General features: G+C 46.0%; 16 protein-coding genes and 1 pseudogene. 15 read left to right on the top strand and 2 right to left on the bottom strand.

What is annotated here, in order from left to right; all coding sequences use genetic code 11:
* The first annotated feature begins 2 nt into the window (after positions 1–2).
* From lspA to STSP1_RS11990, 5 genes are all read left to right on the top strand, one after another.
* Positions 3–530 carry a signal peptidase II gene (gene lspA / locus STSP1_RS11970; RefSeq protein ID WP_161491731.1) on the top strand — a complete coding sequence of 176 codons (528 nt, stop codon included), beginning with the start codon at positions 3–5 and terminating at the stop codon, positions 528–530.
* On the top strand, positions 496–942 hold the full coding sequence (locus STSP1_RS11975) for a PEGA domain-containing protein (RefSeq protein WP_161491732.1): 447 nt from the start codon (positions 496–498) through the stop codon (positions 940–942). The genes lspA and STSP1_RS11975 overlap by 35 nt, the downstream gene beginning before the upstream one ends.
* On the top strand, positions 926–2134 hold the full coding sequence (locus STSP1_RS11980; protein WP_085756563.1) for a peptidase U32 family protein: 1209 nt from the start codon (positions 926–928) through the stop codon (positions 2132–2134). The genes STSP1_RS11975 and STSP1_RS11980 overlap by 17 nt, the downstream gene beginning before the upstream one ends.
* Positions 2135–2172: 38 nt before the next feature.
* Entirely contained in the window at positions 2173–3936 is a 1764-nt protein-coding gene (locus STSP1_RS11985) for a formate--tetrahydrofolate ligase (protein WP_085756564.1), read from the top strand.
* A gap of 299 nt (positions 3937–4235) precedes the next feature.
* Positions 4236–4769 carry a hypothetical protein gene (locus tag STSP1_RS11990; RefSeq protein WP_123807046.1) on the top strand — a complete coding sequence of 178 codons (534 nt, stop codon included), beginning with the start codon at positions 4236–4238 and terminating at the stop codon, positions 4767–4769.
* A gap of 3 nt (positions 4770–4772) precedes the next feature.
* On the opposite strand, the gene queG is transcribed toward STSP1_RS11990, so the two are convergent.
* Positions 4773–5699: a tRNA epoxyqueuosine(34) reductase QueG gene (queG, locus tag STSP1_RS11995; protein ID WP_085756566.1), complete on the bottom strand. Its 927-nt coding sequence runs from the start codon at positions 5697–5699 to the stop codon at positions 4773–4775.
* A gap of 274 nt (positions 5700–5973) precedes the next feature.
* Between queG and STSP1_RS12000 the strand changes: the two genes are divergently transcribed.
* The 6 genes and pseudogenes from STSP1_RS12000 (at position 5974) to STSP1_RS12025 (ending at position 11210) form a co-directional block, all read left to right on the top strand.
* The gene (locus STSP1_RS12000; RefSeq protein ID WP_161491733.1) at positions 5974–6339 is read left to right on the top strand and encodes an Hpt domain-containing protein; all 366 of its coding nucleotides are present in this window, start codon (positions 5974–5976) and stop codon (positions 6337–6339) included.
* Between the two features lie 156 nt (positions 6340–6495).
* Positions 6496–7875, top strand: coding sequence for a phosphatidylglycerophosphatase A (locus tag STSP1_RS12005; RefSeq protein ID WP_085756568.1), 1380 nt, complete (start codon positions 6496–6498; stop codon positions 7873–7875).
* A gap of 90 nt (positions 7876–7965) precedes the next feature.
* Entirely contained in the window at positions 7966–8382 is a 417-nt protein-coding gene (locus STSP1_RS12010; RefSeq protein WP_085756569.1) for a secondary thiamine-phosphate synthase enzyme YjbQ, read from the top strand.
* Between the two features lie 70 nt (positions 8383–8452).
* Positions 8453–9904 (top strand): sulfatase, encoded by a 1452-nt coding sequence (locus STSP1_RS12015; protein ID WP_085756570.1) that lies wholly within the window; start codon positions 8453–8455, stop codon positions 9902–9904.
* Between the two features lie 309 nt (positions 9905–10213).
* Positions 10214–10291: pseudogene (locus STSP1_RS12870) on the top strand (secondary thiamine-phosphate synthase enzyme YjbQ); the annotation flags it as partial.
* A gap of 85 nt (positions 10292–10376) precedes the next feature.
* Complete coding sequence (locus tag STSP1_RS12025) at positions 10377–11210, top strand: HNH endonuclease (protein ID WP_161491734.1); 834 nt, start codon at positions 10377–10379, stop codon at positions 11208–11210.
* Between the two features lie 56 nt (positions 11211–11266).
* Here the strand turns inward: STSP1_RS12025 and STSP1_RS12030 are convergent, their stop codons facing one another.
* A complete protein-coding gene (locus STSP1_RS12030) occupies positions 11267–11731 on the bottom strand; it encodes an Hsp20/alpha crystallin family protein (RefSeq protein WP_085756572.1) in 465 nt (154 codons plus the stop codon).
* 376 nt (positions 11732–12107) lie between these two features.
* Between STSP1_RS12030 and clpX the strand changes: the two genes are divergently transcribed.
* From clpX to purD, 4 genes are read left to right on the top strand one after another with little or no spacing between them, the layout of a single operon-like run.
* Entirely contained in the window at positions 12108–13397 is a 1290-nt protein-coding gene (gene clpX, locus STSP1_RS12035) for an ATP-dependent Clp protease ATP-binding subunit ClpX (RefSeq protein ID WP_085756573.1), read from the top strand.
* A gap of 18 nt (positions 13398–13415) precedes the next feature.
* The gene (locus tag STSP1_RS12040) at positions 13416–14018 is read left to right on the top strand and encodes a hypothetical protein (protein ID WP_085756574.1); all 603 of its coding nucleotides are present in this window, start codon (positions 13416–13418) and stop codon (positions 14016–14018) included.
* Positions 14019–14047: 29 nt separating this feature from the next.
* A complete protein-coding gene (tyrS, locus tag STSP1_RS12045; RefSeq protein WP_085756575.1) occupies positions 14048–15256 on the top strand; it encodes a tyrosine--tRNA ligase in 1209 nt (402 codons plus the stop codon).
* Positions 15257–15267: 11 nt separating this feature from the next.
* Positions 15268–16536, top strand: coding sequence for a phosphoribosylamine--glycine ligase (gene purD, locus STSP1_RS12050; protein ID WP_085756576.1), 1269 nt, complete (start codon positions 15268–15270; stop codon positions 16534–16536).
* Positions 16537–16648 lie beyond the last annotated feature (112 nt).

Here is a 16648-nt window from a genome sequence, read left to right on the forward strand (position 1 = left end):
AATTGTCGGCCGGCTTAAAGAATAAGATCCCGGGAGCAAAACAGCAGCTTATATTTTTTCTGATTTTTGCTTTTCTGCTTGTTGCCGATTTGGTTTCGAAATCCGCTGCATTTGAATTCCTTGCAGATAAAGAAGGCTACTCTTGGCCGGTGTTAGGCGATTTTATCGCCCTTACTGCAAGGGTAAACCCAGGGGCGGCTTTCAGCATCGCAAGCGGAAACACATGGCTTCTGGTTGCTGTTTCCGCAGTAGCGGTATTGGCTGCTGTGGCTATTTTCGAGCTTGGGCTGGTAAAAGGCAGAAATGCCTTGCTGCTGTCTGTTTTTACTTCAGGCGCAGCAGGCAACCTGTACGATAGAATATTTAACGATGGATATGTCCGAGATTTTATAGATGTGAATCTTTATGTTAATAATTATCACTGGCCGACGTTTAATGTAGCAGATTCCTTGATGTGCATTTCAGTTGGTTTATACTTGATTTTTCACTATGCAGATGAGAACAAAAAAAATAAGCAGGATCGCAGTTAAGCTGTTCGCCGCATCGCTGACCTTGATGGTTATGGCTGGCTGCGTGAACAGGGAGCTCAAGGTTATCACTAAGCCCGAGAATGCAGATGTTTACTTAAACGGTGAGCAGATCGGCAGTAGCCCTGTATCCACAAACTTTAACTGGTACGGTACATACGACGTTAAGATAGCCAAAAAGGGTTTCAAGACTCTCCAGCAGACAGCAGAGATTAAAAGACCCCTTCACGATTATTTCCCGTTTGATATATTTGCTGGAATCTTCAACAGCGGCAAAACATACACCTACCGCTGGCATTTCGATCTTGAAAAGGCCCGGGAACCTTCCAGAGAAGCCTTGGTAGAAAGAGCAAACAATCTTGCTGAAAGGGCTGAAGCAGAACCCGAGGATTCTCCTGATGGCTCAAAGCAGTAATCCCCCAGAGCTGCTCGCCCCGGCAGGAAATCTTGAGAAGCTCAAATGGGCAGTTCAATACGGAGCGGATGCAGTTTATTTCGGCTCTGAATACAGCTTGAGAAATTTTGCAGGCAATTTTTCCCTTCACCAGGCAGAACAGGGCATCAATTATTTGCACCAGCACGGCAAAAAGGCCTACATCACTCTCAATATTTACCCCTTTTCTGATGAATATGAAAAAATCTTAGCCCTGGCAAGCAGTTTTGATGATATGAATGCCGATGCCCTTATTGTTGCAGATCTCGGTGTTTTTATGATACTCCGCCGGGCGGGTATAAAAGCAGCGCTCCATATCAGTACCCAAGCCAACACGCTCAGCTCTCAGACAGCGATTGAATACGCCGAGTTGGGGGCATCAAGGGTAAATTTGGCAAGAGAGCTTTCTCTCGAACAGATAATGGCAATTCAGCAAGCGGTGTCAGGCCGAATACAAACAGAAGTATTTATCCACGGGGCGGTTTGCTTTTCGTATTCAGGCAGATGCGCAATCAGCGATTATCTAACGGGACGCCGAGCCAACAGAGGCGAATGCACTCATCCCTGCCGCTGGAAATATCATCTGATGGAGGAAGAACGTCCGGGAGAGTATCACCCAGTTTTTGAGGACGACCGGGGCCTGTATTTCTTCAATTCAAAAGACCTCGCTCTATTTGAATATATACCTGCTCTGGCTGAGATTGGCGTTGATTCGCTGAAAATTGAAGGCAGAATGAAGTCCGTACACTACATAGGTTCGGTTGTCTCTATGTATCGAAGAATTCTTGACGGCGAACATATCAGCAGTGAAGAGGCATTCAAGCTCCTAAGCAGGGTTAAAAACAGAGGCTACTCACGAGGCTTTATTGATGGCCCCGCAGAAGTTCAGGATTATCAGCTTGAAGACAACCACTCCGCCGGCAATACTGTATTTGCCGCAAACGTAACGGAGTATTCCCGGCCGGATGATTGCTGGATACGGGTGCGGAATAAAATTTTCGCTGGCGAAAGGCTTGAAGTATTGCTCCCAAGCGGCCGACTTTCAGAAACAACACTCCCCAATCCGCTCACTGACCAAAAAGGCGAGTCCCACGAGTTTGCAAATAACGAACAAATCATTAGACTAACCTCTCCTCTTCCTGAGTTTTCTATCTTGAGAAGAGTATCGGAATGAATTATTAATGTTCTTTTGAGTTGGATCGAGAGGTTTGCATGAAATTAGATCCCACGGTAATGAAAGATTGGCAGATAGCGAAAGCTGCCGAAGAGAAAATGTTAAGTGTAGCTCAGCTTGCCGAAAATCTCGGCCTGAATGAAGATGAGCTCATCTACTACGGCAAAAATCTTGCCAAAGTGGACTATCGAAAAGTGCTGGACAGAACAGAAGGGCGGAAAAAAGCCCGATATATTGACGTAACAGCAATAACCCCTACGCCCCTCGGCGAAGGGAAAACCACAACCACTATCGGCCTTGTGGATGGGCTCGGAAAGCTCGGTAAAAGCGTAGCAGGGGCTATTAGGCAGCCTTCAGGCGGCCCAACGTTTAATATAAAGGGCTCAGCAGCTGGCGGCGGGCTTGCCCAGTGCATTCCGCTAACTCCCTTCTCGCTTGGCCTCACTGGCGATATTGATAAAATTACAAACGCCCACAATCTCTGTATGGTTGCTCTGAATGCGAGAATGCAGCATGAAAACAATTACGATGATGAAAAGCTCGCTCAGAGAAATCTCAAAAGGCTTGATATAGACCCGCAGAAAGTCCAGCTAAAATGGGTGATCGATTTCTGCGCTCAGGGACTGAGAAATATCCGTATGGGTATGGGCGGAAAGATGGACGGCTTTGAGATAGATTCGGGCTTTGCGATTAGCGTATCAAGCGAGATTATGGCGATTCTCGCTGTAGCCAGAGACCTTAAAGACCTCCGCGAAAGAATCGGCAGAATAGTTGTTGCATACAGCAAAGCAGGCGAAGAGATCACAGCAGAGGATCTCGAAGTGGCAGGAGCGATGACAGCTTGGCTCGTTGAGGCGATAAACCCAACACTTATGCAGACAATGGAAAACAATCCAGTTTTCGTGCACGCAGGTCCGTTTGCCAATATCGCTATTGGCCAGAGCTCTGTAATTGCAGATCGCCTCGGCTCAAATCTCGTAGATTTTCACGTTACAGAAAGCGGCTTCGGGGCAGATATCGGCTTCGAGAAGTTCTGGAACATAAAGTGCAGATATTCCGGCCTCAAGCCCGATGCGGTAGTGCTGGTAGCAACGGTGCGAGCCCTTAAAATGCACGGCGGAGGTCCGGAAGTTAAACCCGGCAAGCCCCTCCCGAAGGAATACACAGAAGAAAACGTAGAGCTCGTTCAGAAGGGCTGTTCAAATCTTGAAGCCCATATCGAAACGGTAATTAAGAGCGGCGTAACCCCAGTGGTTTGCATAAACAGCTTCTATACAGATTCTCCTGCAGAGATTGAAGCAATTCGCAGCGCCGCCGAAAACGCAGGTGCTTACTGTGCAGTGTCTGAGCACTGGCTCAAAGGCGGAGAGGGAGCGAAAGAGCTGGCGGAGGCTGTGATTAGAGCGGCTGATGAACCCTCCAACTTTAAATTCCTTTACGATTTCAATATGCCGGTGAAGAAAAGAATTGAGCTCATTGCCAAAGAGGTGTACGGGGCTGAAGGTGTGGAATTCGCACCGGAGGCAGAAGAGAGGATTCAGCAGATTGAGAAAGATCCGGACAGCTCCAAGATGGCAACGTGTATGGTAAAAACGCACCTGAGCCTCTCGCACGACCCTGCAATTAAAGGCAGACCGAAAGATTTTATCTTGCCGGTAAGGGATATAATGATCTATAAAGGAGCTGGGCTGATTGTACCCCTTGCTGGCACTATAAAGCTTATGCCCGGCACAGGCTCAGACCCAGCCTTCAGAAGAATCGATGTTGATACGCAGACAGGGAAAGTGGAAGGGCTGTTCTAAGCCATGGCTTAGCTTAAAGAGCCATACCATTTGAAGATTTGGAGCCGCTTGATTAGGGAAGCACCCATTGAGCGGCTCTCTTTTGTCTTGCAAAGACCCGCCCCTTTTGCCGAAATTCAAACGCCTGTCGCATTTTACTCTTCGAAATCATACTCAAATTGAGAAATTTTGCGGCCCTTTTCAAGAAAATTTTTAAAAAATATTTGATTTTCCGGTAAATATTCTTGAATACAGTTTTTTATTTGCTAATATATAACCGTCCGAATTAGATGTAACTTAATCACGGAGGGTTTATTTAAATGAACGACCGAGTCAGGATGATGAGGGTCAGTTTCCTTCTTGTTGTATCACTCACAATCGGTACGCTGGCGCTGCTTTTTATGGATACCAGCAGCGATAAGCCTATCGAATTCTCAGGCTACAGCCTCAAAGCCCACACTTCCGGTGTATCTGCTATTAAAAGCGGGGATGTTTTGAGTTTGGCCAGAGGAGTAAAGCCGGCAAGATGGTCGGAGGTTGATGTCGAATTCACAGCAACGCGTTCTGGTGATTTGTCGCTGGTTGCCGAAATGAACGGCTGCGCTTCAGATGAGCAGCTGAATTATCATTTCGTAATCTGCAATAATCTCGGCGATACGCCCGACGGGCTCATCCAGCCTACCCACAGATGGAAAAACCAGAAGCCTTGCCTTCCGGACCACAGCTGGGCCGGCGAGAAAAGCACCGTAAGGGTTTGCGTGATCGGCAAGAAAGAGGCCTCCATGACCCCCAAACAGAAGAAGAGCCTCGAAAACCTCAAAAAAGGACTGTCCGAAGGTTTCAATGTAAGATAACGCTCAGTTTTGACGTTTCTTACCTGCGATTACCTCAGCATTCCTCTTTAGTTTTTCAAGGCCGGTTCTTTCGATGGCAGTACCGCCGAAAGAAGCAGAGAATGTTTCGCTGCTCATTCCCAGAACATCATCAATCCGAAGCCATTTGTTAAGCCTTTGGTTCAGAAAGCTGTTTTGCCCTTTTACGTTGAAAGGGCATACATCAATGCACTTATCGCAGCCGAAAAGCTCATCGCTTACAGCCGCCTCGGCTTCAGGATTCATTTGAGCTTGCTTTTCTATCGTTTGGAACGAGATACATTTCCTGCAGTCAAGCAGCCCATCCTCTCCGAGTGCTCCGGAAGGGCAGGCCTCTATGCACCGCCTGCAGCTTCCGCAGCTGTGCTCAATGATTCCTTCATCCGCCTCTATTTCCAGATTGCTTATAAGAACCCCCAGCAGAATTCGGCACCCCGCACGGGGCACTATCAGCATTCCATTTTTCCCGATAAAACCAAGCCCCGCTCGAACAGCCTCTGATCTTTCGTTTATCGGCACTGAATCCACGCACGCCTTGATTTTGAGATCCGATTTCCAGTTATCACGAATAAATCCTGCGATATTTAATATTTTGCTCTTTATTTTCCTGTGGTAGTCTTCAAAGCAGGCATAATCGCAGATTTTCCCCTCCAAATCGAAACACGGTTTTTCACCTTCCGCTTTGTTATAGCCTGCCGCAAACACGATCACGCTTTTTGCATCTTTGAAGAGTATTCTGGGCGAGAAACGCTTGTCTATGTTTCTTTCAAGATAGCCTGTTTTCTCGTGCATATCCGCTTCAAGCCACTTCACAAAACGGTGCCGGCTTTGCTCAGGCAAATCTTCTGCACTGGTGAAGCCGGCTTTCAAAAATCCCTGCTCCATGGCGTATTTTCTGATTTCTTCTTTCATAAAGGGTTCTGCTCAAGAAAAACAATTTCTTATTATTCTGAACGAATATTTTTGCGGTTTTTATCTTTTTCGCCAGAAATTTCTTATTTAATTGGCTTTCATTCTTGACAAGCCCCTATTTTAATTCTAAAATCAAACAAGAAATTTTTCTAAATTAAAACAAAACAAACCTTTATGGCGTAAAGTATTATCACTTGCAATCGGTGCAATTTTGTTTTATATAATTTTATCCCCGTATAATTTTACGGGAAAAATGCTGACAGGAGATTCGAAAATGGGTTATACTGAAAATTCACTTCTTTCCCTCGACTCTCTCTCTGAATACTGCTCATCTCCGGACATAGTAGAAGAGTTGGTGGAGGTTTTTGTTGAAGACGGCAAGTACTGCCTCCAGAAGATTGCAGAAGGCCTAAGACGCAAAGACTGCCCTCAAGTGCGTCTCTATGCGCACCGCATCAAAGGTTCGGCAAGATATATCGCTGCTGAAAAGCTTTCTGAAGCCGCCAGCAAGCTGGAAAATGCCTCCGAGCAATCCCCATGCGGTGAGCTTTCAGACTATCACGAAGAGCTTAAAAACGCCTTCTTTGATGTGGTGCATTATTTCGAAAACTCAGACTGGAAATCCCAGCTCAAAAACTAAGACACTCTAAAACCTTTCTACCTTTTTATTACACTTATTTTTTGCTTTGCAGGGTAATACTTGCAATTTTTCGCTTAATTTTTTTCAGTTTTTGTTATAATCTGCCCCGTCGTTTTGAGTCTTAAATAAAAAATTAAACACAAGAGCAATCTATCTATGAATACAAAAAGGCTTCTCACCTCATGCTTCGGGCTGGGCTTTTCACCTTTCGTCCCGGGCACAGTCGGCTCCCTTTTCCCCTGCGCCTTATTTATCATAATAGCAGCTTTCACGCGCCAGCTTTGGCAGAGCCAGCTTGCAGTCGCCGGCCTTACTGTCTTTTTTGCATGGGGGACTATAGCATTCTCCAAATATGCAATCGAGTTCGCCGGCAGGGAAGACCCGTCCGAGGTGGTATCGGATGAAGTCGCAGGGCAGGGGCTCGCTCTGCTGATTGGCTCTTTTCTCCCTGCATTCTCAGCATACCCATTGGTGAGCATAGGCATTCTGTTCGTACTGTTTCGCTTTTTCGATATAACGAAAATCTCGCCTGCAAACCGCCTCGAGAGGCTTCCGGGCGGGCAGGGCATCCTCCTTGATGACATTATGGCAGGGCTCTACGCCGGCATCGTTTTCGCTGCGGCCTCGCTTTTCGGCTGGGTGCAGCCTGTGGGCGAGCTTCTAAACCCATACCTTCTGCCCATCTGCAGCTACCTCTCCGGCCTGTGCGGGTCTATTGGCCTGGGCGTCGTGCAGGGACTAACAGAATTCCTCCCTGTTTCCTCTTCAGGCCATCTGGTGATGTTCGAAACATTCATCCCCAGCCTCGACCCTGAGAGCAAAGATATGCTCCTTTTCGATCTCGCCGTACACGTGGGAACAGTGTTTTCGATTCTCGTTGTATTCCGCAAACAAATCGTATTGTTCGCCCGCCATTTCTTCAAATTTGACCATTCTGGACACAACCCAATACAGCTCTACAAAAAGAATTTCGCTTGGCACTTCGCTTTCTGCGCAATAATCACAACCGCCACTACAATGCTCATTTACAAGCTCTTCGAAGAGCCCTTTGAGGCATCGCGAAAGCTCTGGGTGGTGTGTGTTATGTGGCTCATAACCGCAGCCCTGCTATACATCACAGACAAAAAAACACGCTCCTCGCTTAAGCTCCGCGAATTCGGGATTATAGGCGCGGTGGTGATTGGCTTAGCCCAGTCCGGAGCCATTATCCCGGGAATCTCACGCAGCGGCGCCACGATCTGCGCAGCAATCCTCTACGGCCTCCACCGCAAATGGGCGGTAGAATACAGCTTTCTGATTGCAATGCCCGCCATACTCGGCGGCGCACTTCTCACCGCTCTTAAGCACAAGGAGCTTTTCGGCGCCGGCATACTAACTCCCGGCGTGATTATATCAGGTATGCTCGCATCCTTCCTTACCGGCATTATCGCACTCAGGCTCCTGATAAAAGCAAGCAGAAATCGACAGCTAAAATACTTCAGCATATACTGCATATTCATTTCAGCAGTTTCGTTTATATACATCCTGCTGAATTAGCTTTAAACACCGCCGAATAAGTGTTATCCTTTTAGCCGCAGGAAGGGAAATTTGAAGAAAATTTGAATCTAAAAACGAGAAGGGATAATTATGAAGTCTTACAGAAAACAGCTCTGGTTCGATATTAAAAAGAGAAGAGAACTTATCAACATCACCCCGCAGGTGGACCAGTGCCTCGCCGAGAGCGGCGTGCAGGAAGGGCTCCTGCTATGCAACGCTATGCACATCACTGCAAGCGTGTTTATAAACGACGACGAATCCGGCCTCCATCAAGACTATGAAAAATGGCTCGAAAAGCTCGCCCCCGAAAAGCCACACTCTCAATACAAGCATAACGGCATGGAAGACAACGCTGACGCACACCTAAAGAGAACTGTCATGGGCAGGGAAGTCGTAGTTGCAATTACCCAAGGCCGCCTCGACTTCGGACCATGGGAACAGATCTTCTATGGGGAATTCGACGGAAACAGAAAAAAAAGAGTACTCGTGAAAATTATCGGGGAATGAGAAAAAAATGTTGCGCTTCAGATTAAAATTCAAGAAGCAATAAATAATTTTAGTTTTTTAATAGAGAATTATGATGAGTCATTCCAGCTTTTCACGTAGAACATTTCTAAAGCAGGCTTCTATTGCTGCTTCCACGCTGCTTGCCGAAAGCACCATGACTTTTGCCGAAAACTCCAATCATACACGTAAGAACGTGCTGTTTATTATCGTTGATGATTTACGAACTCAGTTGAACTGTTACGACCGCTCCCAAATTATTTCCCCCAATATAGACCGCCTTGCTGCTCAAGGATTTATGTTCAACCGGGCTTATTGTCAGGTGCCGGTTTGTGGGGCATCCCGTGCAAGTTTGCTTACCGGCATTCGTCCCGACAATGCACACGGTCAGTTTAGAAGTTACCATACATGGGCTGAAAAAGATGTACCCAAAGCAGATTCTGTAGCTAAGCATTTTCTTTCAAACGGCTATGAAACTATCTCTAACGGCAAGATTTTTCATCACCAGCAAGACAGTGCTGAGAGTTGGAGCAAACCCCCTTGGAGGGTTTATGATTATCAAAATCCTGAAGGTGAGGACTGGGCAGCATATAATTTTGATAAGATTTGGCTCGATCCAAAATCTCGAAAGCATATTTCCAAAAAGGGAAGAGGCCCATTTTATGAAGCGGCTGATGTGCCGGATGAGGCCTATGAGGATGGGAAAGTTGCAGATAAAACCATAAAAGATTTGAAACGGCTTTCCAAGTCTGACAAGCCATTTTTCCTTGCATGCGGTTTTTCAAGGCCGCACTTGCCATTTAATGCACCTAAAAAATATTATGATTTGTATGACCCGCAGAAAATTAAATTAGCGGAAAACCGCTTTTCTATAAAAAATAAACCTAATGAATGCAGAAATTCAGGGGAAGTCTTAAGTTACAGCCAAACTCAAGGTTGGGCTGAGAAGGAAGAATTCCATCGTAAGGCTTTGCATGGCTACTATGCTTGCGTTAGCTATGTTGACGCTCTGATTGGCCGAATTCTTGATGAACTCAAAGCGCAAGGGCAGGATAAGAACACCATTGTTATGGTTCTTGGCGACCATGGATGGCATTTAGGCGAACACAATTTCTGGGGCAAGCATAATACTCTCAATAACGCCCTGCATTCTCCTTTAATTATCCGCACGCCGGATAAGCTGGAAAAACATTCTACCGACGCACTCGTGGAATTTGTTGATATATATCCTTCCTTATGTGAGCTGGCCGGTTTGCCCTATCCTAAAACCCATCAGCTTGAGGGCTTAAGTTTTGCCCCTCTTATTAAAAACCCTGAATTGAAATGGAAGCAGGCCGCTTACAGTGAATGGGGCACAGGCAGGGCAGTTAAAACCGACCGATATTTATATACAGAATGGAAAAATGGTAGCAAAATGCTATATGATCATATTGCTGACCCGCACGAAAATGTGAATATTGCCTCCAATCCTGCTTGCGAATCTATTGTAAAATATCATCATGCTCTTTTGAAAAAAATCTACTGATGTTTCTAAAACTAATTTCGATAAATAGGGACAGTTACCTAATTTTATGATTATATAAGCTATTGATTTTTAGTTAGTCATTATAAGCAATATGTCCCAAGAAAAGGGGGCTGTACCAAGATCGTTTCTGCGCAATAAAAAAAAGGCGATTGTCGAGGCGAGAAGTTAATCCGCAGATTACGCCTACTGCTCAGATTTAATGTGTTCTTTCGCCGTGAAACTCACGAAGGGGTTTTAATGATGATTGTGCATCATAACGTCCTTCCTGTTATATATGTCTTATGCGGTAAGTTGCAATCGGCCAGTTACCCATGGGAACAGATCTTCTACGGCGAATTCGATGGAAACAGAAAAAAAAGAGTACTCGTGAAAATTATAGGGGAATGAGTTAGACCAAAATTTGGTTGAATATAATTGCTTATAATTAAGCTTGTCAGTGAGATATGTGCATTAATTGCTTTGGTTTAATGATTTGAAAAAAGTTAATTACATATACAAGAAAAATGTAGATTGGTCTTTATTGAATTATGGCTTTTCTATTCCTCTCAGCGTTAAGAAAGGCTTCTTAGGCTCAGTCGGATTCAATTTGAAAAGAGGTCAGAAGACCGATATAAAAGTGATAATTGATGGCCAGATTTTTTCAGCCAAAATAGTAAATCAGTATTTTGACCAAAAGAAATATCCTAACCATTCGGATATTATTCAAGTAAGGTTTTCTTCCGAATTGGTACGCTTGCTAAGAGAAATCTTTGATTATTCTTACAGGTTATTGAAACATTCCAGAGAGACTAAGCCAAAACCAGAAGGAAGCAGTCAATTGTTGACCAGAAATGAATATCTTGTTGTTTATGACACAGTAAAGCCGGACACTTTTTTGTTTGATTTTGTCAGCAACAAAGACTCTGAAACTGAGATTGGCTGTTTAAATTCAGCAAATGAACTGGAATATGAAAGCGAACTCTTCCCTTCATTAGACAAGAACGCAGATTTAATAGAGAAGCAAGTTAAAACCAAAATAAGGAGAGTTGACAGGAGAATTGCAATTCGTCTTAAAGAACTATATGGTTTCAAATGCCAAATTTGCGGTTCAAATTTTGGGGAAAGATACGGAGCTAAAATCGTAGAGTCGCATCATATAATTCCGTTTGTAAAATCACTGAATAATAACCCTGAAAATCAAATAATCTTATGTCCTAATCATCACAGAATACTGCATAATGTTGAAGCTGATTTTTCGAGAAATAATTTGGCGTTCACATTCAGAAATGGTTTTGTTGAAAAAATTAGATTAAACTATCATCTCTGATATTCCCCCGGCGCAATAAAAAACCCCGGCGGCTGCCGGGGCGTAGTTTCAATCAATCAGTTGATCTCAATTTTCTTTCTTCCAGCTCCTTCTTCAGTCTTTGGAACAGTAATCTTGAGCAGTCCGTCCTTGAAGCTTGCGTCGATGTTTTCCTCATCCACGTTGTGAGCAAACGGCACAGCTCTTCTGAATGAGCCGAAAGTCCTCTCTACGTGGTAGTAGTTTGAATCCTTCTCTTCGTTAGTGTTTTTCTTTTCTCCCTCTAAGATAAGGGTATTGTCGTTCATCGTAACGTTAATGTCGTCCTTGTCCATTCCTGCCAGCTCAGCAGTAATCTCGTATTTCTTCTCATCCTCGGAAACATCCACGCTCGGTACAAATCTGCTCATAAATCCTTCGCCTGCTCCGAAAGCAGGAAATCCGCTGAACATATCATCGAACATCCTGTCGATCTTATCGGCCATACTCATAGGTGCATTTGGAGTCTGATTATTGTTTCTTTTAGAAAGTACGTTCCTCATGGTAATTCTCCTTTCGATTTAACTCGTTAACATTTTCAATTTTCTTAACACCCTTAAAGCCGGCCGGCTTCATTTTCGTTTTTATATATGCAATCGCCGTGCCAAACTTAGCCCCCCGCAGAAAGCCCGGCAGGGCGATTTCTGCAGGTTAAAAGGCTTGCGTTATGTGCCAATTTGACAGCAGAAGGGCAAATTTGACAACCTCAAAGAGAATTTTGCCGAAGGCAGGGGCGTTGATTTGGTTTTCCGATAATTGAATTTTGAATTTCCCGCACATATAAGGTATTTTGAATGTAAAGTTTACTTGCAGGCAGGGGGTAGATGTTATAGAATAGCCCTGCCGAAATTTACGAAAAGATAATTATTAGAGGAATATATGGCTAAAACAGGAAAGAATAAGCCAGCCCAAATGTGCAGTTTCTGCGGGCGTTATGCAAGCGATGAAAGGCCAATCGTTCAGGGGCCTGAGGATGTTTGCATCTGCGGGGAATGTATCGAAATATGCAGCAAAATTGTTTCCGAGCAGACGGCAGCGCCAAAAAGCACTTTCGAACCGGAGAAACTCCCCACTCCGCGTGAGATAAAGGAATATCTGGATCAGTATGTAATCGGGCAGGATGATGCAAAGCGCTTCCTGGCCGTTGCAGTTCACAACCACTACAAACGCCTGATTCACTTCCAGAACGACTCGCCGGATGTGGAGCTGGATAAGTCTAACGTGCTTCTGATAGGGCCTACCGGCTCAGGGAAAACCCTTCTCGCCAAAACGCTTGCAAGAGAGCTTGAAGTTCCGTTTGCGATATGCGATGCCACAACGGTAACCGAGGCGGGGTATGTAGGGGAGGATGTTGAGAATTTCGTCCTTAAGCTGCTCCAGAGCGCTGATTTTGATGTTGAGAAAGCCCAGAGGGGCATAGTATATATAGATGAGATAGACAAAGTTGGCAAAACTTCCGCAAACGTTTCTATTACAAGGGATGTTTCGGGCGAGGGCGTGCAGCAATCCCTCTTGAAGATGCTTGAGGGAACTGTGGTGAATGTCCCGCCGCAGGGAGGCCGCAAACACCCAGAGCAGTCTTACATACAGGTAGATACAAGCCAGATCCTGTTTATCTGCGGGGGAACGTTCGTTGGCCTTGAAGATATCGTTAGAAGAAGGCTCGGCAAGAAGGCGATTGGCTTCGGTGCGGAAGATTCCAATCAGAGCAGCGACAGAAACCTCGAACGGGCAGAGATAATGAAGCAGGTGGCCTCGGAGGATATCATCCATTACGGGATCATTCCTGAGCTTGTGGGAAGGCTCCCGCTTATCGCCTCCCTCGAAAATCTCGATAAGAAAACGCTCGTGAATATTATGACAAAGCCCAAGAACGCTATTGTGCGTCAGTATGTCAAGCTTTTTGAGATGGAGGATACAAAGCTCGAATTCACCGACGGCGCGCTTGAGGAGCTTGCCGAAAGGGCTCTCAAACGTGATACCGGCGCAAGGGCGCTTCGCGGGGTAGTGGAAGAGCTTATGATTGATATAATGTATCGCCTGCCGGACGAGAAGAAAGAAGGCGGCGTGCTCAAGATTGATAAAAACGTAGTTGACGGGACAAAAGATTTGTTCGGAAGCAGGAAGAAGAAGGCGCCTGTCAGCGAGAAAAATAAGAAAGTGAGCTAAATAGGAGAGCTTAATTAAATGAAGAAAATCAAAGAACTTTTCAAGCCCAAAAAAAAGAAGGCTCAATCAGCAGATGCTGGCGAGCAGCAGAGCAAAACCGATTTCTTCGAGAAGTTTACCAAAAAAGCCGAGCTTATGGAAGAGAAAGAGCTCCAGCTTAGGAAAACTCAGCAGGAGAATATCGATAAGCTGAATTCCTCATTCGATGGTATGGTTGACAAGCTCGAGAATATAAACGGCCATCTGGAGAAGCACGTTTCTCAGCAGAGCGAGCTTTTAAGGCGTTTTGAGGTGATTCCGGAGCTCACCGAAAAGCAGACTGAGCTCATGGAAAAAACTCACAAGCATCTCGAAGAGCAGTCCGAGGTAACAGAGCAGTTCTCTGAGGTTGCCAAGGAGATTCCCGAGCAGGCAAGGCTTCAGCAGGAAAAGATTGCTGAGGTGAAGAGCTCTGTGGATAAGAGCTGCGGGTTTGAAGAGTCTATGTGTGCTGAGTTTGCAAAGCTGAATGTGCAGATTGCCAAGCAGGGCAAGTATATTTCAATGCTCTGGATTGCAATTTTGGTGATTTCAGTAATTGCTGCTGCTGGTTTTATAACATACATCGTAAACGTTACTTGAAAGAATCTCTTTACAGGACAACTTAATAAATGACGCAGGATATTGAGCAGGCTTTTGAGACTCTCAAAAGAGGTACGGTTGAGATATACTCCGAAAAGGAGCTCAAGGAAAAGTTAATTGATGCCCAAAAAAAGGGCAGGCAGCTTAGAATAAAGCTTGGCATGGATCCTACTGCCCCCGATCTTCATCTGGGGCATACTGTGGTTATGCGCAAGCTCAGGCAGTTTCAGGATCTCGGGCACAAGGCTGTTTTGATTATCGGCGACTACACCGCAAGAATAGGAGACCCTACAGGGCAAAACACCACCCGTCCGGTGCTCAGCGGCGAGGATATAGATAAAAACGCCCAGACTTATTTCAAGCAGGCAGAGAAGATCCTTGATACTTCCAAGGAAAAGCTTGAGATTCGCCCCAACGGCGAATGGCTCAGGGATTTAGACTTGGCAGCTATAATTAAGCTGTGCAGCTCAATGACTGTTGCGCGTATGCTTGAGCGGGACACCTTCGAGCAGAGATACAAGAAGGGCGATCCCATAAGCATACACGAATTCCTGTATCCTTTGATGCAGGGGTATGATTCTGTGATGATTGAGAGCGATGTGGAGCTGGGCGGAACAGACCAGACCTTCAATAACCTTGCCGGCAGAGACCTCCAGAGGATTAACGCCCAGCAGCCGCAGATTGTGATGACGATGCCGATTCTCGCAGGCCTTGACGGCATTGAGAAGATGAGCAAGAGCAAGAACAACTATATCGGCGTTACCGATGAGCCAGCTGATATGTTCGGCAAGATTATGAGCATAAGCGATGAGATGATGGAGAATTATTTCACTCTGCTTACAGATGTGCCCGAGGACAAAATCGCTGAGCTTATCGATTCCGAAAAAACGCACCCCAAAAAGGCGAAGGCTTTGCTCGCCAAGGATATCATTGCCCAGTTTTACGACAGCGAAGCAGCGCAGCAGGCTGAGGCGGCTTTTGAGCAGGTGTTTGCCCGAAGAGAGCTGCCGGATGATATGCCTGAGACTGTGATGGCTGCAGAGCCAACGCCCCTTAGCAGAATGATTGTTTCAGCAGGGCTCGCAGGCTCGGGCGGAGAGGCAAAGCGGCTCGTGAAGCAGGGCGGCGTGAGCGTGAACGGGGAGAAAATGAGCGACCCGACTGCCCAAATTGCTCCCGAAAGCGGGATGGTGATTAAAGTGGGCAAGCGCAAGTTTGCGAAAGTAGTGGTGAAGTAAAGGAACTTGAGATGAACGTACTTATTATCGGCAGCGGCGGACGCGAACACGCAATCGCTTGGAAATTATCACAGAGCAAAAAGCTTACAAAGCTTTATTCAGCCCCGGGCAACCCGGGAATGGCAAAGCTCGGCCCTACAGCCGCGATTGATATAAGCGACAATGAAGCTGTGGTAAAATTTGCCGTGGATAAAAACATCGGGCTTGTGGTTGTTGGACCGGAAGACCCGCTCGCTGCAGGCCTCGTGGATGCCTTGGAAGCTGCGGGAATCAAGGCTTTCGGGCCTTCGAAAGATGCAGCAAGGCTTGAGGCGGATAAAGATTTTTCAAAAAAAATGATGCGTGCGAATTCCATCCCCACTGCAGAATTCCATTCATTTGAAAACTTTGAAGATGCCAAAGATTATATCGCCACAAGGGATACCGGCCTTGTGGTCAAGGCGTGCGGCCTTGCCAAAGGCAAAGGAGTTTACGTCTGTGATGAGCCTTCCGAGGCGATAAACGCCGCCGAAGAAATTATGGAGAATAAGATTTTCGGCGAGGCGGGCGAAAAGATTATCGTAGAGGAAAGGCTCTCCGGTCCGGAGGTTTCTATCCTTGCGATTGTTGACGGAAGGAATATTTACGTTTTGGAAACCAGCCAAGACCATAAACCGATAGGTGAAGGCGATACCGGCCCAAACACCGGAGGTATGGGGGCATACAGCCCGGCGAATATCGTGGATGAAAAGCTTATGGATAGAATCATAGGCGAAATACTCGTGCCTACGGTGAACGGTTTGAATATGGCCGGCGCCCCGTTCAGGGGCGTTTTGTATGCAGGGCTGATGCTCACGAAGGTCGGCCCGAAGGTGCTTGAATATAACGTGAGAATGGGAGACCCCGAAACTCAGCCGATCCTGATGAGGCTCAAAACAGACCTGCTGGAGGTTATGCTCGCTGTATGCGAGGGAAGGCTCGAAAACGTGAATCTACAATGGGATAAGAGGCCGAGCGTGTGCGTGGTGATCTCTTCCGGCGGCTACCCGGGCGAATACGAGAAGGGCAAAAAGATTACTGGTATCAGCAGGGCAGAGGCGATGGAGGATGTAAAAGTTTTCCATGCGGGCACTAAGATTCAGGACGGAGACCTCGTTACCGCTGGCGGAAGAGTGCTCGGTGTTACAGCTCTCGGCGAGAATATCGAAGCCGCAAGAGAAAAGGCCTACGCCGCTGCTGAACAGATCAATTTTGAAGGGGCATACTTCCGAAACGACATCGCAATGAAAGCCCTGAAATAGAAACATTCATAAACTGACGCTTGCAGCCTTATTTATAGTTCTTACTATAGTTTGTAGGAGAAGGGGGTTGTATGCTTGTTTTTTTTGCATACCTTAGAATAACTAAGCTTAG

The organism is Sedimentisphaera salicampi, from assembly GCF_002117005.1.
GTDB lineage: Bacteria > Planctomycetota > Phycisphaerae > Sedimentisphaerales > Sedimentisphaeraceae > Sedimentisphaera > Sedimentisphaera salicampi.

Bases quoted from the DNA above. Each gene is read 5' to 3' on its own strand.
- STSP1_RS11975 (WP_161491732.1), top strand. From the start codon at position 496: ATGAGAACAAAAAAAATAAGCAGGATCGCAGTTAAGCTGTTCGCCGCA.
- STSP1_RS11980 (WP_085756563.1), top strand. From the start codon at position 926: ATGGCTCAAAGCAGTAATCCCCCAGAGCTGCTCGCCCCGGCAGGAAAT.
- STSP1_RS11985 (WP_085756564.1), top strand. From the start codon at position 2,173: ATGAAATTAGATCCCACGGTAATGAAAGATTGGCAGATAGCGAAAGCT.
- STSP1_RS11990 (WP_123807046.1), top strand. From the start codon at position 4,236: ATGAACGACCGAGTCAGGATGATGAGGGTCAGTTTCCTTCTTGTTGTA.
- queG (WP_085756566.1), bottom strand. From the start codon at position 5,699: ATGAAAGAAGAAATCAGAAAATACGCCATGGAGCAGGGATTTTTGAAA.
- STSP1_RS12000 (WP_161491733.1), top strand. From the start codon at position 5,974: ATGGGTTATACTGAAAATTCACTTCTTTCCCTCGACTCTCTCTCTGAA.
- STSP1_RS12005 (WP_085756568.1), top strand. From the start codon at position 6,496: ATGAATACAAAAAGGCTTCTCACCTCATGCTTCGGGCTGGGCTTTTCA.
- STSP1_RS12010 (WP_085756569.1), top strand. From the start codon at position 7,966: ATGAAGTCTTACAGAAAACAGCTCTGGTTCGATATTAAAAAGAGAAGA.
- STSP1_RS12015 (WP_085756570.1), top strand. From the start codon at position 8,453: ATGATGAGTCATTCCAGCTTTTCACGTAGAACATTTCTAAAGCAGGCT.
- STSP1_RS12030 (WP_085756572.1), bottom strand. From the start codon at position 11,731: ATGAGGAACGTACTTTCTAAAAGAAACAATAATCAGACTCCAAATGCA.
- clpX (WP_085756573.1), top strand. From the start codon at position 12,108: ATGGCTAAAACAGGAAAGAATAAGCCAGCCCAAATGTGCAGTTTCTGC.
- STSP1_RS12040 (WP_085756574.1), top strand. From the start codon at position 13,416: ATGAAGAAAATCAAAGAACTTTTCAAGCCCAAAAAAAAGAAGGCTCAA.
- tyrS (WP_085756575.1), top strand. From the start codon at position 14,048: ATGACGCAGGATATTGAGCAGGCTTTTGAGACTCTCAAAAGAGGTACG.
- purD (WP_085756576.1), top strand. From the start codon at position 15,268: ATGAACGTACTTATTATCGGCAGCGGCGGACGCGAACACGCAATCGCT.